Source organism: Streptoverticillium olivoreticuli subsp. olivoreticuli (assembly GCF_003391135.1).
Taxonomy (GTDB): Bacteria; Actinomycetota; Actinomycetes; order Streptomycetales; family Streptomycetaceae; genus Streptomyces; species Streptomyces blastmyceticus.
This window is the reverse complement of the sequence record NZ_CP031455.1, coordinates 6,240,402-6,263,224: the sequence shown is the minus strand read 5'-3', so window position 1 is coordinate 6,263,224 and position 22,823 is coordinate 6,240,402. Positions and strand designations below refer to the sequence as shown.

Annotated in this window: 22 protein-coding genes and 2 tRNA genes; 7 read left to right on the top strand and 17 right to left on the bottom strand. The window is 71.1% G+C overall.

Annotation, left to right across the window (positions count from 1 at the left end; all coding sequences use genetic code 11):
- The first annotated feature begins 170 nt into the window (after nucleotides 1-170).
- Nucleotides 171-572, top strand: a complete 402-nt coding sequence (locus tag DXZ73_RS27905) for a CBS domain-containing protein (RefSeq protein WP_116215904.1) — start codon at nucleotides 171-173, stop codon at nucleotides 570-572.
- Nucleotides 573-715: 143 nt separating this feature from the next.
- On the opposite strand, the gene DXZ73_RS27900 is transcribed toward DXZ73_RS27905, so the two are convergent.
- A complete protein-coding gene (locus DXZ73_RS27900) occupies nucleotides 716-2,191 on the bottom strand; it encodes a catalase (RefSeq protein WP_116213787.1) in 1,476 nt (491 codons plus the stop codon).
- A 159-nt stretch (nucleotides 2,192-2,350) separates the two neighbouring features.
- Between DXZ73_RS27900 and DXZ73_RS27895 the strand changes: the two genes are divergently transcribed.
- Complete coding sequence (locus DXZ73_RS27895) at nucleotides 2,351-2,764, top strand: Fur family transcriptional regulator (RefSeq protein ID WP_116213786.1); 414 nt, start codon at nucleotides 2,351-2,353, stop codon at nucleotides 2,762-2,764.
- A gap of 79 nt (nucleotides 2,765-2,843) precedes the next feature.
- On the opposite strand, the gene DXZ73_RS27890 is transcribed toward DXZ73_RS27895, so the two are convergent.
- The 4 genes from DXZ73_RS27890 to DXZ73_RS27875 all read right to left on the bottom strand — a co-directional run bounded on the left by DXZ73_RS27890 (nucleotide 2,844) and on the right by DXZ73_RS27875 (nucleotide 8,158).
- Nucleotides 2,844-2,917, bottom strand: a tRNA-Met gene (locus DXZ73_RS27890).
- A 115-nt stretch (nucleotides 2,918-3,032) separates the two neighbouring features.
- Entirely contained in the window at nucleotides 3,033-4,919 is a 1,887-nt protein-coding gene (locus DXZ73_RS27885; RefSeq protein ID WP_116213785.1) for a tetratricopeptide repeat protein, read from the bottom strand.
- Between the two features lie 234 nt (nucleotides 4,920-5,153).
- Nucleotides 5,154-5,227: transfer RNA gene (locus DXZ73_RS27880), tRNA-Met, on the bottom strand.
- A gap of 54 nt (nucleotides 5,228-5,281) precedes the next feature.
- Nucleotides 5,282-8,158, bottom strand: a complete 2,877-nt coding sequence (locus DXZ73_RS27875; protein ID WP_116215903.1) for a UPF0182 family protein — start codon at nucleotides 8,156-8,158, stop codon at nucleotides 5,282-5,284.
- Between the two features lie 144 nt (nucleotides 8,159-8,302).
- On the opposite strand from DXZ73_RS27875, the gene DXZ73_RS27870 reads away from it, so the two are divergent.
- Nucleotides 8,303-8,893, top strand: a complete 591-nt coding sequence (locus tag DXZ73_RS27870; protein ID WP_425315872.1) for a PPA1309 family protein — start codon at nucleotides 8,303-8,305, stop codon at nucleotides 8,891-8,893.
- A 64-nt stretch (nucleotides 8,894-8,957) separates the two neighbouring features.
- On the opposite strand, the gene DXZ73_RS27865 is transcribed toward DXZ73_RS27870, so the two are convergent.
- The 4 genes from DXZ73_RS27865 to DXZ73_RS27850 form a co-directional block, all read right to left on the bottom strand.
- Complete coding sequence (locus tag DXZ73_RS27865; protein ID WP_116213784.1) at nucleotides 8,958-10,049, bottom strand: YlbL family protein; 1,092 nt, start codon at nucleotides 10,047-10,049, stop codon at nucleotides 8,958-8,960.
- Nucleotides 10,050-10,172: 123 nt separating this feature from the next.
- A complete protein-coding gene (locus DXZ73_RS27860) occupies nucleotides 10,173-10,352 on the bottom strand; it encodes a hypothetical protein (protein WP_116215901.1) in 180 nt (59 codons plus the stop codon).
- Between the two features lie 164 nt (nucleotides 10,353-10,516).
- Nucleotides 10,517-10,984, bottom strand: a complete 468-nt coding sequence (locus DXZ73_RS27855) for a molybdopterin synthase catalytic subunit (RefSeq protein WP_116213783.1) — start codon at nucleotides 10,982-10,984, stop codon at nucleotides 10,517-10,519.
- A 130-nt stretch (nucleotides 10,985-11,114) separates the two neighbouring features.
- Nucleotides 11,115-12,242 carry an SDR family oxidoreductase gene (locus DXZ73_RS27850; RefSeq protein ID WP_116213782.1) on the bottom strand — a complete coding sequence of 376 codons (1,128 nt, stop codon included), beginning with the start codon at nucleotides 12,240-12,242 and terminating at the stop codon, nucleotides 11,115-11,117.
- A 195-nt stretch (nucleotides 12,243-12,437) separates the two neighbouring features.
- Here DXZ73_RS27850 and DXZ73_RS27845 point away from each other — a divergent pair, with 195 nt between their 5' ends.
- Together DXZ73_RS27845 and DXZ73_RS27840 are read left to right on the top strand one after the other, a co-directional pair.
- The gene (locus DXZ73_RS27845; RefSeq protein ID WP_116213781.1) at nucleotides 12,438-13,877 is read left to right on the top strand and encodes a zinc-dependent metalloprotease; all 1,440 of its coding nucleotides are present in this window, start codon (nucleotides 12,438-12,440) and stop codon (nucleotides 13,875-13,877) included.
- Entirely contained in the window at nucleotides 13,874-14,398 is a 525-nt protein-coding gene (locus DXZ73_RS27840) for an NUDIX hydrolase (protein WP_116213780.1), read from the top strand. Before DXZ73_RS27845 ends, DXZ73_RS27840 begins: the two co-directional genes overlap by 4 nt.
- Nucleotides 14,399-14,452: 54 nt before the next feature.
- Here the strand turns inward: DXZ73_RS27840 and DXZ73_RS27835 are convergent, their stop codons facing one another.
- The 4 genes from DXZ73_RS27835 to DXZ73_RS27820 form a co-directional block, all read right to left on the bottom strand.
- On the bottom strand, nucleotides 14,453-15,214 hold the full coding sequence (locus DXZ73_RS27835; protein WP_116213779.1) for an AIM24 family protein: 762 nt from the start codon (nucleotides 15,212-15,214) through the stop codon (nucleotides 14,453-14,455).
- 17 nt (nucleotides 15,215-15,231) lie between these two features.
- On the bottom strand, nucleotides 15,232-15,915 hold the full coding sequence (locus DXZ73_RS27830) for an AIM24 family protein (RefSeq protein WP_116215900.1): 684 nt from the start codon (nucleotides 15,913-15,915) through the stop codon (nucleotides 15,232-15,234).
- Nucleotides 15,916-15,932: 17 nt separating this feature from the next.
- A complete protein-coding gene (locus tag DXZ73_RS27825) occupies nucleotides 15,933-17,654 on the bottom strand; it encodes a TerD family protein (protein WP_116213778.1) in 1,722 nt (573 codons plus the stop codon).
- 114 nt (nucleotides 17,655-17,768) lie between these two features.
- The gene (locus DXZ73_RS27820) at nucleotides 17,769-18,365 is read right to left on the bottom strand and encodes a M48 family metallopeptidase (RefSeq protein ID WP_116213777.1); all 597 of its coding nucleotides are present in this window, start codon (nucleotides 18,363-18,365) and stop codon (nucleotides 17,769-17,771) included.
- A gap of 308 nt (nucleotides 18,366-18,673) precedes the next feature.
- Here DXZ73_RS27820 and DXZ73_RS27815 point away from each other — a divergent pair, with 308 nt between their 5' ends.
- Both DXZ73_RS27815 and DXZ73_RS27810 read left to right on the top strand, forming a co-directional pair.
- Nucleotides 18,674-19,798, top strand: coding sequence for a ThiF family adenylyltransferase (locus DXZ73_RS27815; protein WP_116215899.1), 1,125 nt, complete (start codon nucleotides 18,674-18,676; stop codon nucleotides 19,796-19,798).
- Between the two features lie 42 nt (nucleotides 19,799-19,840).
- Nucleotides 19,841-21,205, top strand: a complete 1,365-nt coding sequence (locus DXZ73_RS27810) for an ABC1 kinase family protein (RefSeq protein WP_116213776.1) — start codon at nucleotides 19,841-19,843, stop codon at nucleotides 21,203-21,205.
- An 18-nt stretch (nucleotides 21,206-21,223) separates the two neighbouring features.
- On the opposite strand, the gene DXZ73_RS27805 is transcribed toward DXZ73_RS27810, so the two are convergent.
- From DXZ73_RS27805 to DXZ73_RS27790, 4 genes are all read right to left on the bottom strand, one after another.
- The gene (locus DXZ73_RS27805) at nucleotides 21,224-21,439 is read right to left on the bottom strand and encodes a hypothetical protein (protein ID WP_425315871.1); all 216 of its coding nucleotides are present in this window, start codon (nucleotides 21,437-21,439) and stop codon (nucleotides 21,224-21,226) included.
- A gap of 136 nt (nucleotides 21,440-21,575) precedes the next feature.
- Nucleotides 21,576-21,902 carry a hypothetical protein gene (locus DXZ73_RS27800; protein ID WP_116213774.1) on the bottom strand — a complete coding sequence of 109 codons (327 nt, stop codon included), beginning with the start codon at nucleotides 21,900-21,902 and terminating at the stop codon, nucleotides 21,576-21,578.
- A complete protein-coding gene (locus DXZ73_RS27795) occupies nucleotides 21,899-22,261 on the bottom strand; it encodes a WhiB family transcriptional regulator (protein WP_116213773.1) in 363 nt (120 codons plus the stop codon). The genes DXZ73_RS27800 and DXZ73_RS27795 overlap by 4 nt, the downstream gene beginning before the upstream one ends.
- 136 nt (nucleotides 22,262-22,397) lie before the next feature.
- Nucleotides 22,398-22,697, bottom strand: coding sequence for a hypothetical protein (locus tag DXZ73_RS27790; protein WP_116213772.1), 300 nt, complete (start codon nucleotides 22,695-22,697; stop codon nucleotides 22,398-22,400).
- Between the last annotated feature and the right edge of the window lie 126 nt (nucleotides 22,698-22,823).

The following is a 22,823-nucleotide window of genomic DNA, read 5'->3' as shown; positions in this document are numbered from 1 at the left end:
CGGTTCAAACATGGGCGCGGGAGCGGGAAGAAGCGGAATTCCGGCTCCACGCGCCTCTTGTTGTGTCCGCGCGGACATGTGACGATGAGGGGCCCCACGCTTGTGAACTTGTGAATTCCTTCCCGGAGTTCGCACCGGAGTTCACAGTCGCCAAGGAGGTGGCTCCGACCATGCTCGTCCGCGACGCCATGAGCACGGTGGTCCTCACCATCGGCCCCGCGCACACCCTTCGGCAGGCCGCGCGGCTGATGTCCGCGCGCAGGATCGGCGCAGCAGTCGTGCTCGACCCCGACACCTGCGGGATCGGCATCATCACCGAGCGCGACATCCTCAACTCCGTCGGCGCGGGCCAGGACCCGGACCGCGAGACCGCCCACGCCCACACCACCACCGACGTCGTCTTCGCCGCACCCGAGTGGACGCTGGACGAGGCCGCGTCCGCCATGTCGCGCGGCGGCTTCCGGCACCTGATCGTCCTCGACGGGCACGGCCCGGTCGGCGTGGTGTCGGTGCGCGACATCATCCGCTGCTGGGCGCCCGCGCGGACCCGGGCGGGCGCGCTGTCGTTCTGACCGGCCGCCGGGCCCGGGACGGAACAGCCGGAGAGGCCGGAGCCCTTTGGCGTCCGGCCTCTCCGGTTCTCACGGCAAGCCACTGGTGGGACAACCCCCGGCCGGTTCACCGCCGCTGACGGCGGATCAGCCGGCCTTCGGGGTCAGCCGCGCAGGGCCTGGACCGCGGCTTCCAGCCGCTTGCCGTAGTCGGGGTCCGCCTGGCGGAAGTTGTTGATCGCGCGCTCGGCGATGTCGTCGCGCGACACCTTGGCGATGAAGCCGGCGAGGTTGTCGATCAGACGGCCCTTCTCCTCCTCCGACATCAGGCGGTAGAGGTTGCCCGCCTGGACGAAGTCGTTGTCCTCGGCGTGCGAGGGGGCCTCGATGTTGCCCGTGGCGCCGGTGACGGTGACCGGCTGCCACAGCGGACGGCCGGTCTCCTTCGGGCCGCCGAAGCTGTTGGGCTCGTAGTTCTTGGCGCGGCCGTGGCGGCCGTCGTAGGCATAGCCGTCACGGCCGTACGTGCGCGCCTCGGTGGCGTGCGGGCGGTTCACCGGCAGGTGGTCGGCGTTGATGCCGACGCGGTAGCGGTGGGCGTCGCCGTAGGCGAAGAGGCGGCCCTGGAGCATCTTGTCGGGCGACGGGCCGATGCCGGGGACGAAGTGCGCCGGGGAGAAGATGGACTGCTCGACCTCGGCGAAGATGTTCTCCGGATTGCGGTTGAGCTCCAGCCTGCCGATCTCGATCGGCGGGTAGTCCTCGTGCGGCCAGACCTTGGTGAGGTCGAACGGGTTGAAGCGGTAGGTCGCGGCCTCGGCCGCGGGCATGATCTGCACCTGCACGGTCCAGGACGGGAAGTCGCCGCGCTCGATGGCCTCGCGCAGGTCGCGCTGGTGGCTGTCCGGGTCCTCGCCGGCGAGCTTGTTGGCCTCGGCCTGGGTGAGGTTCTTGATGCCCTGGTCGGTCTTGAAGTGGTACTTGACCCAGAAGACCTCGCCGGCCTCGTTGTTCCACTGGTAGGTGTGCGAGCCGTAGCCGTTCATGTGGCGCAGCGTCGCGGGGATGCCACGGTCGCCGAACAGCCAGGTCACCTGGTGCGTGGACTCCGGCGACAGGCCCCAGAAGTCCCAGACGTTGTCCGCCTCCTGCGAGCCGGTGTACGGGTCGCGCTTCTGGGTGTGGATGAAGTCGGGGAACTTGATGGCGTCCTGGATGAAGAACACCGGGGTGTTGTTGCCGACGAGGTCGTAGTTGCCCTCTTCGGTGTAGAACTTCAGCGCGAAGCCACGGGGGTCGCGCACCGCGTCGGCCGAGCCGAGGTTGCCGGCCACGGTGGAGAACCGCAGGAACGTCTCCGTCTGCTTGCCGACCTCGGAGAGGAACTTCGCCCGCGTCCACCGCGACACGTCGCGGGTCAGCGTGAAGGTGCCGTACGCGCCGGCGCCGCGGGCGTGCACGATGCGCTCCGGGATGCGCTCGCGGTTGAAGTGCGCGAGCTTCTCCAGCAGCAGCTGGTCCTGGACCAGAACCGGGCCGCCGATGCCCGCGGTCTCGCTGTTCTGGTTGTCCGCGACCGGAGCTCCGGACTCCGTGGTCAGCGGGCCCGCATTCGTCCTGGCCTCGTCCTGAACCGACACGTTCGCCTCCGTCTGATCGTCCTGCCACCTTGGCCTGCGCCGAGATCGATCCTACATTGGACTCTGTCTAAGTCAAGATGGATCCCATGGCGATATCCGATCCAGGGATGGACGAGGGCCGCTGCTACGCTGGTCCTATCTGACTGATAGGTGAATGGCATGAGTGACCTGCTGGAACGGCTCCGGGGACGCGGCTGGCGGCTGACCGCGCAGCGACGCGTCGTCGCCGAGGTCCTCGACGGGGACCACGTGCACTACACGGCGGACGAGGTGCACGCCAAGGCGGCGCACCTGCTGCCGGAGATCTCGCGTGCGACGGTGTACAACACCCTCGGGGAGCTGGTCTCCCTGGGCGAGGTCCTGGAAGTGAGCACGGACGGCCGCGCCAAGCGCTACGACCCGAACGCCCACCACGCGCACCAGCACCTGGTGTGCTCCCGGTGCGGCACGATCCGCGACGTCCACCCCTCCGGCGACCTGCTCGCGGAGCTCCCGGCGGAGGAGCGCTTCGGCTTCCAGGTCGCGGCGGTCGAGGTCACCTACCGCGGCATCTGCCCGAACTGCGCGTCGTGAGCGAGCGCGGCCGGGCCGGCGGGTCCGGCCGAGCACGACAAAGGCCCGGATCCTGAGGATCCGGGCCTGAGCACTTGAGTAGCGGGGACAGGATTTGAACCTGCGACCTCTGGGTTATGAGCCCAGCGAGCTACCGAGCTGCTCCACCCCGCGTCGGTAAACCAACCTTAACCCGCTCGGCCCACGAGAAGCAAACGGCTCTGCCGCCCCCGTACGGGGACCTTGCGGCCGCGGAGGCGCCACAGAGCGCACCCCGCAGCCGCGAACCCTAAGCGCTCAGCTCCTGCTGGAGCGCGTCCCGCAAGCGCGCGGCCCGCTCCGAGACCTCCGCGGGGCCCAGCTGCACGGCGCAGTCGCACCAGTGCCGCCCTTCGGTCAGGTCGCCCCGCCGCGCCGCCAGCAGGGCGAGCCGCAGCGCGGCGCGCCCGTGCCCGGCCTCCGCCGCCCGCGCCCACCAGAGCGCCGCTTCCGGTTCGCTGCCCTCCCGGGCGAGCAGCAGCCCGAGGTTGAAGGCGCCGTTGCGGCTGCCGGCCTCGGCCGCCTCGCGGTACCAGTGCGCGGCCTCGACCACGTCGCCCCGCTCGGCGACGAGCATGCCGAGCCGCACCTGGGCGCGCCGGTGACCCTGCCGGGCGGCCCGCCCGTACCACTCCTCGCACTCCTCGTGCGCGTGGTCGTCGCGGTCGAGGAGCGCGCCCAGCCGGAAGGCGGCCTCGGAGCTGCCACCGCGGACGGCGACCCTCAGGTGCCGCTCGGCGGCCTCCTCGTCGCCGTCCCGCAGGAGGGCGATGGCGACCTGGAGGGCCGCTTCGGTGTGCCCGGCGGTGGCCGCCCGCTCGTACCACTGGAGGGCCATGCGCTCCTCGCCGCGCCCGGCGTAGAGGATGCCCAGGTTGAACGCGGCGTCGACGCTGCCGGCCTCGGCCGCCTTGGAGAACCACGGTTCGGCCCCGGCCGCGTCGCCGCCCTGGAGCAGCAGCACGGCCAGCGCGTTGGCCGCCTCGCGGTGCCCGGCGTAGGCGGCGCGGCGGTACCACTGCTCGGCCTGGGCGGTGCGGCCCTGCTCGGCGCAGAGCAGCCCGAGGTTGTACGCGCCGTTGACGTCGCCGTGGTCGAGCGCCGTGCGGTACCAGCGCTCGGCCTCGCCGGACTCGCCGCGGTCCGCGTGCATGGCGCCCAGGGCGTTGGCGGCGTTGCCGTCGCCGTCCTGGGCCGCGCGGCGCCACCAGACGGCCGCGCTCTCGGAGTCACCGGCGTCGCGCAGCAGGAAGCCGAGCGCGCACGCGGCACGCGACTCGCCGTCCTTGGCGGACGTCAGATACCAGCGCGCGGCCTCCTGGGTCTCGCCGCGCCCCTCCAGCAGCGTGCCGAGGTGCAGGGCGGCGCGGCGGTGGCCGCGCGCGGCGGCCTGCCGGTACCACTGCTCGGCCTCGCGGGCCGGGCCTCCGTCGCGGCCGTCCGCGGCGGCGGCGCGCAGCTCGCGGACGGAGGTCTCCACACCGCCGGGGCCGAGGCCGCCCGCGAGCCCGCCGGAGCGGGCGCGGGGCGCCCGGCCGTCCAGGATGCGGGCCAGGCGGTACGCGGCCTCGCGGTGCCCGCGCTCGGCGGCGGCCCGGAACCAGCGCTCGGCGCCGACGTCGCTGCGGTGCTCCAGGAGGTCGGCGAGGGCATAGGCCCCGAGCGCGTGCCCGGATTCAGCCGATTGGCGCAGCCAGTACTCGGCGGCGGGCTCGTCGCCGCGCTCACGGTGGTAGCGGCCGAGCGCGTGCGCGGCGGCGGCGGAGCCGGCCACGGCGGCGATCCGCCACCAGCTCGCGGCCTCGTCGCCGTAGCCGCGCTGGTGCAGCAGCACGCCGAGGTTGTTGGCGGCGGAGCGGTCCCCGTCGGCGGTGGCGGCCCGCAGGTGACGCTCGGCGCCGTCGAGGTCGCCACGGCGCAGCAGGAGCGCGCCGAGCATGCTCAGGGCGGCCGGGTCGCCGGTCTCCGCGGCCCGGCGGCGCGCGGTCTCCAACTCGAGGTCGGCGGGGTCGCCCGCGTCGGCGGTCGCCGCCGCCTCCGGCCCGTACGCCGTCAGATCCTGTTCGCTCCCGTCACCGGGAGCCTCTACAAGCCGACGTGTCTCCCACAGCCTCGTCCTGTCCCCCATAAGCCCCATCGTCGCACCACCCGCAACCCGCGTACACCTGGTATGCCGCAGCCAGTGAGGTCACTTCAGCGTTTTGTCGACTTCCCGACTTCCCGACACGACGGGGCTCCAAACTCTCCACAGAAGCCCCGCACACAACCCGCACACACCGCGCCCTCCCGGACACCTTGCGGTACGACCGACCGCCCGGGTCCGGGCACAGAGAAGGCCCGGAGTCCGAGGACTCCGGGCCTTGTCTTTGAGTAGCGGGGACAGGATTTGAACCTGCGACCTCTGGGTTATGAGCCCAGCGAGCTACCGAGCTGCTCCACCCCGCGCCGTTGTGTGACAACCGTACCACGACGGCGCGGGGCAGATCTCCCGAATGGGTGTCAGCTGCCCGGCTTGCCGCTCTTGTCGGAGCTCCCGGACTCCGCCTTGGCGATCCGGTCGAGGGCGTCCTTCAGGTCCTTCTGGGCCTTGCCGTACGCGCCCCAGTCCTTGTCCCCGAGCGCCTTCTGTCCGGCGTCGTAGGCGTCCTGGGCGTCCTTCACGGCCTGCTTCACCGTCTGGTTGGCGGGCGGCTGTCCGGAGGGCTGCCCGGGCGGCTGCTTGGTGCCGTTGTCCGGCACCTTCCCGCCGAAGACCTCGTCGAGGGCCTCGTCCAGGGTGTCCTTGAAGGCGATCTTCTCGCCGTAGTTCACCAGGACCTTCTTGAGCAGGGGGTAATTCGTGCCCGCGCCCCGGAGATAGACCGGCTCGACGTAGAGCAGCCCGCCGTCCAGGGGAACGGTCAGCAGATTGCCGTACTCGACCTCGGAGTCGCCCCTCTTCCAGATGTTGATCGCGTTGGCGACCGCCGCGTCACTGTTGAATTTGCTCTGCGCCTGCTGGGGACCCCAGACCGTGGTCTCCGACGGCAGTTTCAGCACTCTGATGGCGCCGTAGTCCGGACTCTTCGCATCGGCGTCGACGGCCATGAAGGCACCGAGGTTCGGCCGGCTCTTGGGCGTGAAGGTCGTCGTCAGCGAGAAGGTCTGCTTCTGCTGGTCCGGCATCTTCATGCTCAGGTAATACGGCGGTACCGCGTTGCCTTCCTTGGTGGTCGGGTCGTCCGGCACCTGCCAGCGCTCGCTGCCCGTGTAGAACGTGCCCGGGTCGGTCACGTGATAGCGGGTCAGCAGCTCGCGCTGCACCTTGAAGAGGTCCTGCGGATAGCGCAGGTGGTCCATCAGCGCGGGGCTGATCTCGCTCTTGGCCTTCACCGTGCCCGGGAACGACTTCATCCAGGTCTTCAGCACCGGGTCCTTGGTGTCCCACTGGTACAGGCTGACCTTGCCGTCATAGGCGTCGACGGTCGCCTTGACGGAATTGCGGATGTAGTTGACCTGGTTCTGCTGGGCCACCACCGCCCGCTGCCCGGTCGTCAGCGAGTCCGCCGTGGTGTCACCGAGCGTGGTGCGGGAGGCGTACGGATAGCCGTTCGTCGTGGTGTACGCGTCCACGATCCACTGGATCCGGCCGTCCACGACCGCCGGATAGGCGTCGCCGTCGATGGTCAGCCAGGGGGCGACCGCCTCGACGCGCTCCTTGGGCGTGCGGTTGTAGAGAATCCGCGAACCCTCGCCGATGGCGCCCGCGTAGAGCATCTTCGGCTCACCGAAGGCCACGGCGTAAGCGGCGCGGTTCACGGGGTTCGAGAGGTTCACACCGCTCTTGCCCTGATAGCTGTAGCTCTTCTCGCCCTGGTCGCTGGAGTAGTCCAGCTCCTTCTGGGGACCGCCCACGATCGAATACTGGGTGGTCTTCTCGCCGTAGTAGATCCGCTGCTCGTACTTCCCGAGCACGCCCTCGGTGGGCAGGTTCTTCTCCGTGAAGTCCGGCTCGCCCTCACTCGTGATGGACGTGCCCTTCGCGGTGATGGCGCCGTAGCCGTGGGTGTATTTGAAGTGGTCGTTGATCCAGTTGCGCTCGGGAATCCCCTTGATGTTCAGCTCGCGCAGACCGATGACTGTGTCCTGCTCCTTGCCGTCCTTCTTGTAGCGGTCGACGTCGAGCGTGGACGGGAACTGGTAATAGCCACGGACCTGTTGCTGCTGCTGGAACGTGGGCGAGACGATATTGGGGTCCAGGAGCCGCAGGCTGGCCGTGGCGTTCACGTCCGCCCGCAGCTTGTCCTTGTCCTTCGGATCGCTCTTGCCCGCGTACTCCTTCACGTCGGTGCCGTCGATGCCATAGGCCTCGCGGGTCGCCGTGATGTTCTTCTTGATGTACGGCGCTTCCTTGGCCTGCTCATTGGGCTGGACCTGGAACTTCTGCACGATCGCCGGGTAGAGCCCGCCGATCAGCACCGCCGAGAGCACCATCAGGCCGAAACCGATGACCGGCAGCTGCCAGGTGCGGCGCCACAGCGTCGCGAAGAACAGCAGGGCGCAGATCAGCGCGATGATGAAGAGAATCGTCTTGGCCGGCAGATAGGCATTGGCGTCGACATAGCGCAGGCCGGTCCAGCCGTCGGTCGACTTCAGCCCGCTGGACTTCACCGCCAGGCCGTAGCGGTCCAGCCAGTACGCGATGGCCTTCAGGCCCACGAAGAGGCCCAGCAGCACGGACAGGTGCCCGGTGGCGGCGGAAGTGGCCCGGCCGCCGGGGCTGGTGAGCCGCAGCCCGCCGTAGAGGTAGTGCACCAGGGCGGCGGCGATCAGCGAGAGGACGACGGCGGCGAAGCCGAAGCTCAGCAGGAAGCGGTACCACGGCAGGTCGAAGGTGTAGAAGGAGATGTCCTTGTGGAACTGCGGGTCCTTCTGCCCGAACGGCACGCCGTTGATCCACAGGAGCCAGGTGCGCCACTGCCCGGCCGCGGACGCGCCCGCCACGAGCCCCACGAGCGTGGAGATCGCCAGCAGCGCCCATTTCTTGTACGGCGCGATGCTCATCCGGTAGCGGTCGAGGTTCTGCTGCTCCATCGACATCGCGCTGAGCGGCGGCCGCAGCCGGTGCGCCAGCCAGATGTTGATCCCCACCGCGAGGGTCATCAGCACCCCGAAGACGGCGAAGAGGCCGATCTTGGTGCCGAGGGTGGTGGTGAAGACCGAGGAGTACCGCACGGAGCGGTACCAGAGCCAGTCCGTCCAGAACCCGGCGAACATCACAAAGAGCATGACCAGCGCGGCCAGTACGCCCAAGGTCATCAGCAGGGTCCGGATCCGCCGGGACGGGCGGCCGACTCTGATCCGTGGCCCTGTCGGGCCTCCGCCGCGGTCCGGCATCTGGAAAGCCAAGGTGCGCACCTCGAAGTTCGCTGTGAGTGGAGCTGTCGATCAGGGCCCAGCGATCCTAGGGCCCAGTGTGGCAACTTACCGAGGCTTTACTCAGTTCCCATTTTTGGTCACTCTCAGGGCACGATATTGAGCATGTCCAGCACTTCCAGCATTCCCGACCCCGCCGACTCCTCCGGGCCCGCGCTGCCCAATACCCCGATGGCGGCCAGCCCGCTCACCCGTGCCGTGCTCGAGATCGACGAGTACGCGTCCACCCTGGGCTGGGATCAGCCCGCCCGGCTCTTCGCCCTGGTCGACACCGCGAAGCTGCGCGCCCAGGAGCCCGGCCTGGCCTCCCAGCTCGGCCTCGACGAGACCGCGCAGTCCACGCTCACCCCGATCGAGCAGGACGAGGTGCCGGCCGGCACGGCCCTGGACAAGTTCCTCGGCACCATCGCCTGGCCGGACGCGGTCACCGGCTGCGCCCTGACCGTGGAGCGGCTCATGCTGCCGCCGTCCGCGGAGGGCACCGTGCCCAACGGGCTGAACGAGAAGCAGCTCGCCAAGTGGGTCGCGGCGCACCCGGACCGCCAGGAGGTCCGGATGACGGTCGCGGTGCTGCGCGACGGCGCCCGCGAGTCCGCGGTGCGGCTGCGCGAGAAGGACTCCCCCACGGAGGTCCTCACGGGCGCCGATCTCGTCCCGGGTCTCGCGGAGGCCCTGGCCGCCACCTTCGAGGACTAGCCCTCCCGGCTCCTCGACCGCCGGACGGGCTCGGCCCCCGAGCCCGTCCGGGGGGAGGAAACGGCTACTTGCCCGCCGTGCACTGCGCCAGCCCGGCCGTGTCGCCCTTGCGGATCTTCTCCAGGGCGCCGAGCGCGTCCTTCATCGTGTCGACCTTCACCAGGGTGAGGCCGGACGGCCTGTCCTTCGCGGCGGCCGCGCAGTTGTCCTTCGGCGTCAGGAAATACTGCGCGCCCTTGGAGCGCGCGCCCACCGTCTTCATCTCGACGCCACCGATCGGCCCGACCTTGCCGCTGTCGTCGATCGTGCCCGTACCGGCGACGAACTTGCCCCCGGTCAGGTCGTCCGGGGTGAGCTTGTCGACTATCCCGAGGGCGAACATCAGCCCGGCGCTCGGCCCGCCGACGTCCGCCAGCTTGATGTTGATCGAGAACGGGAAGGTGTGGTCGGTCCCGGCCTGGATGCCGACCACGGCCCGCTTGTCGTCGGTGGCCTTGGTGGTGGTGAGGGTGACGGTGTCCTCCCCCTTGGGCTGCCGCTTCTCCTTCTCCGCCGCGGCCGCCTCCTTGGCCGGGACGATCAGGAAGGTGACCTTCTCACCGGGCTGGTGCTTGGTGACCAGCTTGGCGACGTCGCCGGGCTGCTTGATCTCCGTACCGTCGACGGCCTTGATCACGTCGCCCGCGTGCAGCTTGCCCTCCGCCGGGCTGCCCTTGACGACGGACGAGACGACGACACGGGTGCCGACCGGGATGTCCAACTGCTTGAGGGCCGCGACCTTGGCGCTCTCCTGGGACTGGCTGAACTCCTCGGCCGTCTCCTGGTTGAGCTCGTCGGGGCTCTTGTCGTCGGGATAGAGCGTGCTGTGCGGGACCACGAGATTGTCGTGCCCGAGCCAGCCGGCGATCGCCTCGACCAGATTCATGCGGTACTGCGAGCCGGTCACCCTGACCGTCGTCATGTTGAGGTTGCCGGTGGTCGGATAGGTCTTGTGCCCGGAGATCTGGAGCACCGGCTCGCCGCCGTGCTCACCGAGCGTGTTGACGGTCGGCCCCGGGGACATCTCCGAATACGGCACCGGGATCAGCACACCCGCGCAGAGCAGCGCGATCAGCATCAGGAGGGAGGCGAGCATCGTCGCTGTGCGGCGGGGCATGGAACGACAGTACGGGACGGGTCCGACAGTCCACCTTCGGGGCGGTCCGTACGGGGAAGCAGACGGGGGCGCGCCTTGCACAGAGGGGCGCCCGGTGGTGTCCGGGCGCGGTTCCGGACGGCGCTAGGAGACGCCGCTGCCCGTGTCCGAGCGCTCCATCGCCTCCCGGAAGCGCGCGTATCCGGCGAGCTCGGCGACGTCGCCCGATTTGCGGTTGCGGGCCGCCCAAGCTGCCCAGCTTCCCCACATGACGGCGACGATGACCGCGGCGACGGGAATCAGCAACCACACGAGCGCTGCCATGCCACCCTCCCGGCCCCAGTGCACCACCATGACTGACTGATGAGCAGATTAATCGTCCGTTCCCTCAACGCTCACGTCAGGGGGGCGGTTACGCAACCGGGGGCGGTCCGTGAGGGGTTGACGCAAGTGACTGGAGGGAGCCGTGTGCCGTCAAACGCGGAGCTTCACGCCCCCACCCATTCATCCGTCCCGTCCGCGAACGTCTGGTGCTTCCAGATGGGCACCTCGCGCTTGAGGTCGTCGATCAGCCGACGGCAGGCCGCGAACGCCTCCGCGCGGTGCGGGCACGACACCGCCACCACGACGGCCAGGTCGCCGATGGAGAGCTCGCCGACCCGGTGCACGGCGGCCAGCGCGCGTACCGGGAAGTCCGCGGCGACCTTCTCGGCGATCCGGCGCATCTCCGCCTCCGCGGACGGGTGCGCGGAATAGCCGAGTCCGGCGACGTCCGTGCCGCCGTCGTGGTCACGCACGGTGCCCACGAACAGCGCGGTGCCGCCCGCGGCGTCGTCACCGGCCGCGGCGAAGACCTCGTCCACGGACAGGGGGGTGTCGCGGATCGCCAGCAGGCGGATCGGGTCCGTCGCGGCGAGCTCGCCGGGGTGCTCGTAGATGGCGTCCATACGGTCCATCGTGCCGCACCCGGGCGGACGTCCGGGCATGGGCGTTCGACAGGCTGTTCGTGCGCCCGTATGGACGCTTCTCCAGCCGTTGCCGGGCTTCCGGGCCGTACGGGCGCCTCCGCGGCCCGTACGGGGGCCGCTACAGCCTGCGGCGGGCCTTGCGGGCGCGGCGGACCAGGGCGGCGGTGCCCAGCAGTGCCACGGTCGCCCCCGCGGCACCCGCGGCGGTGGCGTCCTTGCGGCCGAGCCGGCGGCCCGCGACCGTGTGCCGCCCGGCGACCTCCTCCAGCAGCTCCGCGAGGACCTCCTCGTTGGTCCAGCGGGGCCGCCAGCCCGCGTCGTGCAGCCTGCTCCCGCTGACCACCCACGGGTGCATCGTGTATTCCAGGTCGCCCGCGGGCGAGGGGGTCAGCCCCAGGCGGTGCAGCCGGGAGGCCGCGCCGAGCGCGACGGCCGAGGGCAGCTCCATGCGCCGGATGCCGGTGAGCTCCTCGACCTCCTCCTGCTCCAGCCAGCCGTCGCAGCCCACCGCCAGCTCGCCCTCGGCCTTCTCCAGGGCGGCGAACTCCAGCGCGCTCACGAGGTCCTCCACGTGGCAGAACTGCCACGTCGGCCGGGACCCGGCGACGACCAAGAGGCGGGGCGATTCGAAGTAACGCGTCAGGGCCGTGTCGGTGCCGCCGACGAGGACGGCGGGACGCAGCACCGTGACGTTCAGCCCGGGGTGCGCGCGAGGCGCCCTCCGGGCGAGCCGCTCTATCTCCAGCAGATCGCCCACACCCGTGGCCTCCGCGGTCGCCCGGAGCTCCGCATCCTCGGCGAGCGGCACGTCGTTGTCCGGCAGCGCGCCGTAGACCATCGCGGAGGTGCACAGCACCACGCGGTGCACCCCGGCGGCCGCGGCGGCCGTCAGCACGGTCTGGGTGCCCCGCACGTTGTAGGCGGTGCGGGCCGCCGGGTCGCTCTCCAGGTCGAGGTCGAGCGCGAGGTGCACGACGACGTCGGCGCCCCGCAGCTTCTCGGCGATCACCGGGTCCCGTACGTCCAGGACGTGCCACTGCGCCTCGGACACGTCGCCGCGGCGCTCGTCGATGGCGACGACCTGCTTGATCTCCTCGGAGGCGGCGAGCCGCTGCGTGAGCAGCGCGCCGACGCCGCGGGCGGCGCCGGTGACCGCGACGACCGGCCGACGGCGGGCATGCGGGCTCGTACTGTCACGCGCGGAACCGTTTCGCGCTGCGCGAACTTCTCGGTCAGGGGAACTCACCGGGCATCTCCAGCGGTTGTCTTCAGTACGTACGGGTCATGACACGTACGTACCAGGTGACGTCCATCCTGCCGCAGGCCCGGGGTCGGCGAAGCACCAAGCCCGGATACGGGCGGGGGTGTCTACGCTGGGTGGTGATGTCGGGCATTCGCCGTCGGTTCTCGAAGCCGGCGGCCCTACGAGCCGAGGAAACCCGTGAGTGACAACCCATTCGGATTCGGTCTGCCGCCGGAGGAGCCGGAGAACGGCGGCGACGGCAAGAGGAAGGGCGACGGCCAGGGCGGCCAGGGACCCGCGAATCCGTTCGGGTTCGGCGGCCCCGCGGGCGGTGGGGACAACCCCTTCGCCGCGATGTTCGGTTCCCTGAACCCGAACGACCTGGGCGCGGCCTTCCAGCAGCTCGGGCAGATGCTCTCCTACGAGGGCGGCCCGGTGAACTGGGACATGGCCAAGGACATCGCGCGGCAGACCGTCGCGCAGGGCACCGCCGACGGCTCCAAGGACGCCAGCGTCACGTCCGGTGAGCGGGCCGCGGTCGAGGAGGCCGTGCGCCTGGCGGACCTGTGGCTGGACGGCGTGACGTCGCTGCCGTCGGGCTCGGGCACGGCGGTGGCCTGGAGCCGCGCCGAGTGGGTCGAGGCGACCCTGCCGGTGTGGAAGGACCTGGTCGACCCGGTCGCCGAGCGCGTCGGCGCGGCCATGGGCGACGTGCTGCCCGAGGAGATGCAGGCCATGGCGGGCCCGCTGCTCGGCATGATGCGGTCCATGGGCGGCGCCATGTTCGGCACGCAGATCGGCCAGGCCGTGGGCGTGCTGGCGGGCGAGGTCGTCGGTTCCACCGACATCGGCCTGCCGCTCGGCCCCGCGGGCAAGGCCGCGCTGCTGCCGGTGAACATCGAGGCCTTCGGCTCCGGCCTCGGCGTCCCTCAGGACGAGGTCCGGCTGTACCTGGCCCTGCGCGAGGCCGCGCACCAGCGTCTCTTCGCCCACGTGCCGTGGCTGCGCTCGCACCTCTTCGGTGCCGTCGAGGGCTACGCCCGGGGCATCAAGGTCGACACCTCCAAGCTGGAGGACGTGGTCGGCCAGCTCGACCCCTCGCACCCCGAGCAGCTGCAGGACGCCCTCCAGCAGGGCATGTTCCAGCCGCAGGACACCCCCGAGCAGAAGGCCGCCCTGGCCCGCCTGGAGACCGCGCTCGCGCTGGTCGAGGGCTGGGTGGACGCGGTCGTGCACGCGGCCGCCGAACCGCACCTGCCATCGGCAGGCGCGCTGCGCGAGACCCTGCGCAGGCGGCGTGCCTCCGGTGGCCCGGCGGAGCAGACCTTCGCCACGCTGATCGGCCTGGAGCTGCGTCCGCGCCGGCTGCGCGACGCCTCCCGGCTGTGGGCGTCGCTGACCGACGCGCGTGGTCTGGAGGGCCGTGACGGCCTCTGGGAGCACCCGGACATGCTGCCGACGGCCGCCGACCTGGACGACCCGGACGGGTTCGTCCACCGCGAGCACCTGGACTTCTCCGAGATCGACAAGATGCTGGGCGAGGCGGCCGGTGGCGCCGCGAAGCCGGATCTGACGAAGGACTCCGGCACGGAGCCCAGTGCGGGCGACGACTCCGGCGAAGGTGACGACAAGAAGTGAGCCTGCACGAGAACGCCGTCCTCGTCCTGAAGGAGTACGAGGACCAGGAGGAGCTGCGCGGGCTCTATCTGGACCACCTCGCCGAGCACCCGGACGGCATGTGGAAGGCCTGCGGCGCCGGGCACATCACGGCGAGCGCGCTGGTGATCGACCCGGCGCGCGGCCGGGTGCTGCTCACGCTGCACCGCAAGCTGCGGATGTGGCTCCAGATGGGCGGCCACTGCGAGCCGGGCGACGGCACGCTCATGGAGGCCGCGCTCCGGGAGGCCACGGAGGAGTCGGGGATCGCGGGTCTGACGCTGCTGCCGGGCGGTCCGGTGCGGCTCGACCGGCATCCGATCCCGGCGCCCTGCCACTGGCATCTGGACGTGCAGTACGCGGCGCTGGTCCCGGAGGGCGCGGTCGAGGCCATCAGTGACGAGTCGCTGGACCTGCGGTGGTTCCCGTACGACGAGGTGGCCCAGGTCGCGGACGACTCGGTCGTCCAACTGCTGAAGCGGACACTGGCGCGGCTGTCGTAGCGAGCTGATGCGTGTGTAAGGGGCGGTCGCCTGGGCGACCGCCCCTTACACGGCTCAGCGGCTGGACCAGCTGTTGCCCTGGTTCTGGGCGTGCGCGCCCTGCTGGCCGATGCCGTACTGCGCCATGAGCCCCTGGCCGATCTCCGCGCCCTGCGGCGGGAGGAGCTCGCTGGGCTGGACGAGGGCCATACCGTGGCCCTGGAAGTTCAGCTCCCAGCCCTCACCCGTGCTGCCCCGGCGCCGCCAGACGCCCGACGAGGACGTGGGTGCCTGCATCTGGACGACCAGGGAGGTCGACCAGGCGACGACGGCGTCCGCGTCGGCGTTGACGTACTTGTCCGGGGTGACCTGGAGCATCAGCGGCTGGCCGGAGGTCATCAGGGCGACCTTGCCCTGTCCGCTGATGACGAGGTTGTACGCGCCGGTGCCGGAGATCCCGAACTGGCTGTCCACCGCGATGGTGTCCCAGTGCAGGGTGGAGTCCAGCGCGAGGACGTAGGCGCTGTCGACGGTGAGGCCGTTGTGGTCCACGTCGACCACGTGGACGTGCTGGGCGAGGTTGGCGAAAAAGACCGTGCCCTGCCCCGAGCAGCGCATCAGGTCCAGGCCCTCGCCGGTGCGCGTGAGCGAGGCGTGCTGACCGCGGGACTGGTACTCGCCGTCGAACTCCATCATGCCCTGGTAGGCGACCATGGAGCCCTTCCGGGCGAGGACGTCGTCGTGGCCGGTGAGGGAGACCCGCAGCAGCTGCGGGTTCTGCAGGGCGTAGCGCTCCTGCGTCTGTGCTTCGGTGTGGCCGAAAAGCGGGCTCTGCATGCTGTCTTCGCTCCCCCTCAGCCCCGCGCCCGGAGCCGGTCAGTGCTGTCCTCGCTGGGCTGTACGACCACGAATCCCTGGCCGGAGAAGCCCAGTTGATAGGCCTCGCCACTGCCCCGGCCGATCATGGAGGAGGCCTTGAAGCTGCGCTTCCCCTTCATCTTGAGGCCGGTGGACCAGGCGACGAGCGCGTCGGGGTCCACATAGGTCTCGTCGTCGCCACGGCCGCAGTCGACGACGATCGGGGTGCCGCGGGAGGTGAGCGCCACCCACCCGGTGCCGGAGACGGCCACGTTGAACAGGCCCTGCCCCGCGAACTTCGCCATCCCCTTCACGCGCTGCACGCCCCACTGCAGGTGGGCGTCGAAGGCGAGGATGTTGGTGCCGTTGACGGAGAGCGAGTCCCCGTCGAGCTGGAGGCAGACGACGTCCGCGCCGTAGTCGGCGAGGTAGAGCAGCCCGTCGCCGTGGCACTTCATCAGCGGCATGCCCTCTCCGGTGAGCCACTGGGAGGCCATCTGCCGGAGGGCGGGCGGGTTCGCCTCGTACTGGACGTAGCCCTCGTACGCGATCATCGAGCCCGTCCGGGCGAACAGGTCGTGGCCGGACTGCATGGCGACCTTCAGCATGTTGCTGCCGTGGTTCTCCATGCGCGCCACGACGGGGGTCGGGGCATGGCCCGCGAACGGTGTCTGATGCATGGTCATTTCGGGCTCCCTCAGACCTCGTAGGGCTGGACGACGATGAAATTGCCGGGCGCGCCGCGGAATTGGAGGTTCACGGTCTCTCCGCTGTGGCCCGGGTAGGAGTTGCGGCGCAGCCGCACCTGGCTGGAAATGATCACCTGTGCGGCGGCGGACCAGGCGACGACGGCGTTGCTGTCCGCGTAGGTCGTCGGGGTGACCGGCAGCACTACGGGAACCCCGTGGGTCTTGACGACGACGGTGCCGTGGCCCTGGAACTGCATGGTGAACAGGGCGCCGCCGGGGATGCCGTGGCCCTCGATCCGGCGGACCTCGTGCTGGAGCGACTCGTCGAAGGCGAGCACCGCGTCCGCGGAGACGCAGATGGCGTCGCCCTGGAGCTCGATCGGGTGCACATGGGCGGAGTTCTCGGCCAGGAAGACCTGTCCGCGGCCGGTGCAGCGCATCAGCTGCATCTCCTGGCCGGTGACATTGCCCATGATGCGCCCGGCGAAGCCCGCGCCCTTGTAGCCGAAGTCGACCTTGCCCTGGTAGAGCACCATGCTGCCCTGCCGGGCCAGCACGGGCTGCTGGTCGACTCCGAGGTCGACGCGGACGAGCTTGGAGTTCTGGAGCGTCCACCGCTGCCCGGTGGGCACTTCGCGGTACTTCTCGAAGGCCGCCTGGGCACCGCCCGACGCGGAGGCGCCGGGCGCGGCCTGGCCGTACGGCGCGGGCCGGCCGGGGTAGGGCACACCCTGCTGGGGCGCCGCCTGCGGAGACACGCCGTAGGGCTGCGGCGGCGGGCCGGGGTATCCGTACCCGCCCGGCTGCTGCCGGCCGTACGGAGCGTGCTGACCGGGCGCTCCCGGCGGGCCGGGCGGGTGCGGGAGCTGACCGCCGAGCGCGCCGCCACCGTGCTCGGCGAAGTAACCGGGCGGGGCGATCGGCGCGGCGAGCGTGGGCGCCGCGTGCATCTGCGGGGAGGAGGGCGCCGGGGGCGGGGTGCTGCCCTGCGGCGGCGGGGTCCGGTGCTGGTACGGGGGCGCGGGCGCCGGGGGCGGCGGGGTCTGGAAAGGGGCCTGCGGCGCGCTCGGGGGCGGTGGCGGTCCCTGCTGGGCCGGGGCCGCGAAGGCGGGAGGCGCCGCGGCCTGCGCCGGGGGCGCGAAGGCGGGGGCGGGAGCGGGGGCGGACACGGGGGCCGGTGCCTGGGCGGGCTCGGGCTCCTCGTCCAGCACCTCGCCGCCGAAATTCTTGAGGAGCGCTTCCAGTCCGCCGTCGAAGCCCTGTCCCACGGCGGCGAACCGCCAGAAGTCCTTCATATAGAAGTCGGCGAGCATCACCGCGCGTTCGGTGCTGAATTCCGCGCCGGTGAAGGAGTAGCGCGCGACTTCCTCGCCGCCGGCGACGACGCGGAGATACCCGGGCCCGATCTGCGACATCTGGCCGGCGCCGTCGACGGTGGCCGTGAAGGTCAGTTTCCGCACGTGCGCGGGAATCCGGTCGAGCGTGACGCGGAAGGATTCCGTGTCACCGGCCTGCGCGCCGAGTTGCCGAATGGCGCCCTCGGGCGACTCCGGCTGGTTGAAGAAGATGAAGTACCGGTCGTCGGACAGCCGCTCCTGGGCGTCGAGGCCGAAGCAGCTGATGTCGAAGGTCAGGCCGGGGCCGGCGATCTGCACACCCACGTACAGATCGGTCCCCGCCGTCAGATCACTGATCTTGGCCTTGTGGCCGCGCTGGAATTCCCTGGCCATGCGTAACGACCGTCCCCCATCCGAACGTGTGATGAATGCGTTGCGTCAGGCTAACGGCTGAGCCGGACCCTTACGGCTCCGGGCCGTTCGCACCCGGGCCGAAACGCGTTCGCGCTATTCGCTGCGCGCCGCGGGAAGATGGGGCAACCGGTCGGCGGCGACCACACCTTCGAGGTATCCACGGGCGCGCTCGGTCCGCGGATACGCCTCCAGGAGCCGCCAGAATCCGGGCCCGTGCCCGGGGACGAGCAGATGCGCCAACTCGTGGAGCAGCACATAGTCCACGACGTACTCCGGCATGCCCTTCAGCCGGTGCGAGAGGCGGATGCTGCCCTCGGCCGGGGTGCACGAACCCCAGCGGGTGTTCTGATTGGTCACCCAGCGGACCGTCTCCGGGCGGGCCCGGCCGCCGAGATACTGCGCCGAGAGCCGCCCCGCCCGGTCGGCGAGCTCGGCGTCGCCGAGCATCCGCTTGCTCTCCTGGGCAGCGAGCTTGTCGAGCATCACCGTCACCCAGCGCTGCTCCTCCGCATCCGACATCCGGGCGGGGATCAGCACGACGGTCCGGTCCCCCTCGCGGTACGCGGAGACCGTTCTGCGGCGGCGCGCGCTCCGTCTGACCTCGACCGCACTGGTATCCGATCCGCTGGTCAGCGGGCTCGGAATGCTGCGCGGTGGTCTTGCGGCACTGTGCAGAGGATCGACGGGCACGCCCCGACGTTACCCGCTGGCGGCGCGTGAAGTCCCGCCCATCGCTCCTTGTCGGGGGAAAGACACCGGAGAGTGCACGGCTTGTACGACAATCACCCAGCGCTTGTGGATAACTTCGCGCGGCGCACCGCCGGGAGGCCCACTCTGGAGGCCGACGGAGGGGGAAGACCATGCAGAGGAACGCAACGACGTGCGCGGACACCGCGTGGGACGGTGTCACGCGGCCCGGCTCCCCGCGGACGGCTCCGGGCGCCGGGGATACGAGCTCCGCGCCGCCGGGCCCCACCCAGCCGGACCGCGCGCACCCGATGCTCAAACCCGCGCTGCGCCGGAGCTGGCGCAATCGGGACACGGTGCAGTTCGGCGTGGCTCCCGCGCACGCGGTGGCCGTCGGGCCGGTGGACACGGCGACGGGCAGCTTCCTGCCCCTGCTGGACGGGACACGCGGCATGCCACTGCTCAGGGAGGAGGCCAGAGCCGTCGGCCTGCCCGAGGGGCGGGCCGACGCCCTGGTCGAGCGGTTGACCCGGGCCGGGCTGCTCGACGACCCACGGGCCGGGGGCGGAGGTGCCGCTGCCTTGCGCGACCAGGGTCCGGCGCTGGAGCGGCTGCGGCCGGACCTGGCCTCCTTGTCCGTCCTCCACGCCGGCGCGGGGGCGGCGATGGGGATCATGGCCGCCCGCCGTGCGCTGCGGGTGCAGGTGCGCGGCGCCGGACGGGTGGGCGCGGCCGTCGCGGCACTGCTGTCGGCGTCGGGGGTGGGACAGGTCGACGTCCAGGACGGCGGCTGTGTGGAACCTTGGGACGTGGGCCCGGGCGGTGTGGGTTTCGAGCGGATCGGGGAGCGTCGCGATGGCGCCGCGCGGCGGGTGGTCCGGCAGGCCGCGCCGGGTCCGCGGCCACGCTCCCCGGGTGGCGCCGGTGCCGAGCCCCCGCTGGCCCTGGTGGTGTTCGCCCCGCGTGACGGGCTCGCCGCCTATGCCCCCGACCCGGCGGCCGCGGAGGAGCTCGTCCTGTCCGGAACTCCCCATATGTACGCGGGCGTCCTGGAAGCCACCGGAGTGGTGGGGCCGCTGGTGGTGCCCGGCGGGTCGGCGTGCGCGGGCTGTGTGGAGCTCGGGCGGGCCGAGCGGGATCCGGCCTGGCCCCGGATGCTCGCCCAGTGGCGGTCCGGCCGTGGCTCGGGGGTACCGTCGTGCGACATGGCACTGGCCACGGTTGTGGCGGGGCTGACCGTGGGGCGGGCGCTGTCCTTCCTCGACGGCGGGTCCCCGGCGAGCGCGGGGGTGCGGCTGGAGCTGGCCCTGCCGGGCCCGGCCTGGTCCCCGCGGCCCGTCGAGCCGCATCCGCGGTGCCCGTGCGGCGCGGCGGGATCTCCGGATCCCGGATATGCCTCGGCCGCGGGGGCACCGCACGGGACAATGAGCAGGTAACCGCCGTCCGCGGCGTGGCTGTTCAGCTAGTTGGAGGGTCGCATGTCCGATCTACCCCGCAAGGCGGTCACACGTACCGCCAAGTTGGCCGCGCTGCCGTTGGGGTTCGCGGGGCGCACGGCGCTCGGGCTCGGCAAACGCATCGGCGGCCGGTCCGCGGAGCTGATCGCCACGGAGTTGCAGCAGCGCACGGCCGAGCAGCTGTTCGCGACCCTGGGCCAGCTCAAGGGGGGTGCGATGAAGCTGGGTCAGGCGTTGTCCGTCTTTGAGTCGGCGCTCCCGGAGCAGGTGGCGGGCCCCTATCGGGCGGCGCTGACCAAGCTTCAGGAGGCGGCCCCTCCGATGCCGACGAAGTCGGTGCACGCGGCGCTGGCGGAGCGGCTCGGCCCAAACTGGCGGGAGCTGTTCGAGGAGTTCGAGGACCAGCCCGCGGCGGCCGCGTCGATCGGGCAGGTGCACCGGGCGGTCTGGCACGACGGGCGCGAGGTTGCCGTGAAGGTGCAGTACCCGGGCGCGGGCGAGGCACTGCTGTCCGACCTCACCCAATTGGGGCGCTTCGCCCGGCTGCTGGGGCCGCTGATCCCGGGCATAGACATCAAGCCGCTCATCTCCGAGCTCCGCGACCGGGTGGCCGAGGAGCTGGACTACGAGCTGGAGGCCCGCGCGCAGGCGGCGCACGCCCGGGAGTTCGCGAGCGATCCGGATGTGACCGTCCCGGAGGTGGTGCACCAGAGCGATCAGGTGCTGGTCACGGAGTGGATGGAAGGGGTGCCGCTGTCCGAGGTGATAGCGGACGGCACCCAGGAGCAGCGGGACCGGGCCGGTCAGCTGCTGGCGCGCTTCCTCTTCTCGGGCGCGGCGCGCACCGGGTTGCTGCACGCCGATCCGCACCCGGGCAATTTCCGGCTGCTGACCGGGGACGCCCCCGACGGCCCGCCGGAGAAGTGGCGGCTGGGCGTGCTGGACTTCGGCACGGTGGACCGGCTGCCGCAGGGGCTGCCGCCGACGATCGGCACGGCGCTGCGGCTGACGCTGGACGGCGACGCGGAGGCGGTCCACGAGCTGCTGCGGGACGAGGGGTTCGTCAAGCCGGAGATCGAGCTGGACCCCGGGGCGGTGCTGGATTATCTGCTGCCGATCATCGAGCCCGCCCAGGTGGCGGAGTTCACCTTCACCCGGGGCTGGATGCGCGCCCAGGCGACGCGGATCGCCGATCCGCGCTCGCCCGCCTATCAGCTGGGGCGGCAGCTCAATCTGCCACCGGCCTATCTGCTGATACACCGGGTGACGACCAGCACCATCGGAGTGCTGTGTCAGCTGGGTGCGACCGTGCGGCTGAGAGACGAGATGGAGGCGTGGGTGCCCGGCTTCGCGGCGGCGGACGAGAGTCAGGAGACGCCCGCCTGACGGGCCGGGGGCGGGCCCTCACCACCAGGACGAGTCGAGTCGGCTCTCGATCGCTCTGAGGTTGGCACGGGCGCAGTCGTCGCAGAAGTAGCGGCGGCTGCCGTTCTCGACGGAGCAGGTCCAGGTCGGCGGCGTACCGTCGGCGGCGGTGCCACAGCGAGCGCACGTCACGGGCGCGGCGGTCTCGGTGGCCTCAGGGTCCAACTGCACTGATTCATGCGTCTTCTGGTCCACTCCCAGACGATATCCCCGTGGACGCGCCGGGAGGGCACAACGCACCCAACGCCCCGCGGGGCCGGTCCGTTCGGACCGGCCCCGCGGGGATCGGGATGAGCTCCGGGTGAGCCCTGGGCCCGGGCTGTGGCCCGGCTCAGTGCATCACGGCCATGGCCAGCGCGCGGCGGGCGCGCAGCGAGGCGCGCTCGGCGCGGCGCTGCATCCGACGGGCGGTGACCAGCCGGACGGCCCTTCGCTCGGCCTCGGCCACCCGGAGGCGTTCGTGCATATGAGCACGGGCCAGGGCTTCTGGGATGAGTTGCATTTCAAGGTTCCTGTTCTGGCGCGGGGCGGTCGCGCCGGCGGTGTCACGGGTGAGGGCTTCGGGGCCGAATGGCTCGGCGGAGGGGCGGTTCATCGTCGGATCCTGCTTCTTGGGGTCGTGCGTGGTGGGGCGGTCGATGGTGCCGAAGACGCTCATGCGGCGACCGGGTTCTTGCGCGGACGGCCACGGGGCCGCTTGCGGGCCACCACGACGCCCTGGACGAAGAGCTCGCCGCCCCAGACACCCCACGGCTCACGCCGGTCCAGGGCACCGGCCAGGCAGGCCTCGCGGAGCGGGCAGGTCTGGCAGAGCGACTTGGCGTACTCCACGTCGGCCGGGGTCTCGGCGAAGAAGACCTCCGGGTCGTAGCTGCGGCAGGGGACGGGCGTGCCCAAGTTCTCGATGGCGTCGTCGAGGTCGGTGAGGGCGGTGAGCGGGGTCAAGGAGTCCTCCGTGGGGACAGGCGGGGGGATCAGGTCGGTCGCTACTGACGGGGTGTGTGCCTTGAGTTGCACGGTGTTTGTTCCTCGTCTTGTCTTCCGGCTTGTGGCCGGGCTGGTTCCCCCCGCACGGGCGAGGGGGCAAACAAAAGGGCCGCGGATCCCGGTGTGGGTTCCGCGGCCCTGGAAGGTGCCGACCTGATCATGCCGATCAGGCTGGATCTCTCCAGGGTTCGAGCCCACGGAAGGCCCACATCGTGAGGTGCTGCTGCTGCGCGTTCAGGGATCCGGCGCCGTCGGTCGCCGCTTCAATGGCATAGGCCTGGGCCTGTGCCGCTGCTGCTGCCCTTACCGCGGACGCCTTGGTCGGTCGCTCATTGACCGGGGCAAAGCCTGCGATGGACAGACCGGTGCCCTGGAACAGGGAGAGAGAGCCGACAGTGAGGCCGAGGGGACGGGTGGCGACGACCGGACGATCGGTCATTTTGTTGCAGGTCTTGAAGCTGATCATTGGTCTCCGCCTCCTCTCGGCGTCTTGGGGACCGGTTGAAACCGGTCCGGACGGTTCAGTACAGCACGGATCCACCGGAACTCGAAAGAGCCGCTGTCTCCGTGCTCGGAAGGCTATGGGTATGCC

Coding starts and splice junctions, on each gene's coding strand:
- DXZ73_RS27875 (WP_116215903.1), bottom strand. CDS start 8,158: ATGCCGGACCGCGGCGGAGGCCCGACAGGGCCACGGATCAGAGTCGGC.
- DXZ73_RS27815 (WP_116215899.1), top strand. CDS start 18,674: ATGCTCAAACCCGCGCTGCGCCGGAGCTGGCGCAATCGGGACACGGTG.
- DXZ73_RS27870 (WP_425315872.1), top strand. CDS start 8,303: ATGTCCAGCACTTCCAGCATTCCCGACCCCGCCGACTCCTCCGGGCCC.
- DXZ73_RS27885 (WP_116213785.1), bottom strand. CDS start 4,919: ATGGGGCTTATGGGGGACAGGACGAGGCTGTGGGAGACACGTCGGCTT.
- DXZ73_RS27790 (WP_116213772.1), bottom strand. CDS start 22,697: ATGATCAGCTTCAAGACCTGCAACAAAATGACCGATCGTCCGGTCGTC.
- DXZ73_RS27895 (WP_116213786.1), top strand. CDS start 2,351: ATGAGTGACCTGCTGGAACGGCTCCGGGGACGCGGCTGGCGGCTGACC.
- DXZ73_RS27860 (WP_116215901.1), bottom strand. CDS start 10,352: ATGGCAGCGCTCGTGTGGTTGCTGATTCCCGTCGCCGCGGTCATCGTC.
- DXZ73_RS27865 (WP_116213784.1), bottom strand. CDS start 10,049: ATGCCCCGCCGCACAGCGACGATGCTCGCCTCCCTCCTGATGCTGATC.
- DXZ73_RS27830 (WP_116215900.1), bottom strand. CDS start 15,915: ATGCATCAGACACCGTTCGCGGGCCATGCCCCGACCCCCGTCGTGGCG.
- DXZ73_RS27905 (WP_116215904.1), top strand. CDS start 171: ATGCTCGTCCGCGACGCCATGAGCACGGTGGTCCTCACCATCGGCCCC.
- DXZ73_RS27810 (WP_116213776.1), top strand. CDS start 19,841: ATGTCCGATCTACCCCGCAAGGCGGTCACACGTACCGCCAAGTTGGCC.
- DXZ73_RS27825 (WP_116213778.1), bottom strand. CDS start 17,654: ATGGCCAGGGAATTCCAGCGCGGCCACAAGGCCAAGATCAGTGATCTG.
- DXZ73_RS27835 (WP_116213779.1), bottom strand. CDS start 15,214: ATGCAGAGCCCGCTTTTCGGCCACACCGAAGCACAGACGCAGGAGCGC.
- DXZ73_RS27855 (WP_116213783.1), bottom strand. CDS start 10,984: ATGGACCGTATGGACGCCATCTACGAGCACCCCGGCGAGCTCGCCGCG.
- DXZ73_RS27800 (WP_116213774.1), bottom strand. CDS start 21,902: ATGAGCGTCTTCGGCACCATCGACCGCCCCACCACGCACGACCCCAAG.